Annotated in this window: 2 protein-coding genes; both read right to left on the reverse strand. The window is 49.7% G+C overall.

All coding sequences use genetic code 11. The annotated features are described in order from the left end of the window. On the reverse strand, positions 1 to 695 hold a 695-nt coding region (locus DW640_RS23260; RefSeq protein ID WP_117579006.1), incomplete at its 3' end, for an ArdC-like ssDNA-binding domain-containing protein. Positions 696 to 920: 225 nt separating this feature from the next. After that, positions 921 to 1129 (reverse strand): hypothetical protein (locus DW640_RS23610; RefSeq protein ID WP_158562607.1); only part of this gene is annotated, 209 nt, incomplete at its 5' end.

The following is a 1129-nucleotide window of genomic DNA, read 5'->3' on the forward strand; positions in this document are numbered from 1 at the left end:
CCCGTGCTGTGCGCCATCTCGTGCAGGAGCGTGCCGTAAAACTCCGCTCCCTGCGGGAACTGCTCACGCTGCGGGCAAACGATATGGTCGGAAGAGGGCGAATAGTAGGCACTGTCCGAATACTGCACCTTGATAGGGCAATACCAATTTTGCAGATAGACAAGCTCGTCCAACGCCTCGTAAATCATCCCGTCCGAATAGTCTTCGGGCTGCTCTCCCTTTTTCATGCGCTCGTAGCGTTCGGGGTATTTCCCTGCAAAATCGGTCTGGTCGATGTTGAAGACGTTGTAATACTTCATCTGCGAGATGACCTTGTAATTTTCCTGCTCGGTTGCGGGCAGCTTGCGGTATTCCTCGTACTTGATTGTCTTTTTCGTCTCCTTGTGTACCACGAACTTGAACCAATAATAGACGGGAAACGAGCGTGCGCCCTTGCTGACGCTCAAGTCCTCTTCCTTCGCTTGGTTGAACGTGAGGAACACGGGCAAAGTGAATTTCATGAACTCGGTGTAGAACAATAACATCAAGACATTGCCGCCATTATAGAGCGTCCCTCTGATGTTGCGGGGCAAACCTTGTTCAAGGCTCGTTATCCACGGTTTTTGCCAATCCGTTTTCAGGCACTCGATTTTCTTTATCAATAACTCGGTGAACATCGGTGCAATTTTTTCGATGGTGCTGTTCGTTGTTGCCATAACTCACAAATTTTAATCGTTATTACTCTGTTTTCATCGCTTGTCGCCCCAACCATTTTTTTCCCTTGGCTGATTGGGAAGAACATTGACAATCATTGATAGCGGAAAAGGTGAATGGCAACCATCTGAAAAAATGGTAAATACTACCCGCAGGGTGGAGATTTGGCATTTTTTGCGGATTTGCTTTCACCTCCGCCTACCTTCGTCAATGTTTTTCCAATCAGCTTAGGGAAAAAATGCCCTGTCAGTCATTCCTGTCAATGGTCGGTTACTTGCCGGGTGCGGGAAAAAGAAGCCTTCCGGAGAGCCGGGAACGCCCGTTTCCCAAGGCAAGGACATACGTGCGGGAGAAGTATATGGGAGGACTGTCAGCTTCCGGCTTCCGGACAAGCACGGGGGAACTCTTTCGGACGGGAGGGGGCACGGGAAGTTTC

The organism is Bacteroides sp. AM23-12, assembly GCF_003434395.1.
GTDB classification, from domain to species: Bacteria; Bacteroidota; Bacteroidia; order Bacteroidales; family Bacteroidaceae; genus Bacteroides; species Bacteroides thetaiotaomicron.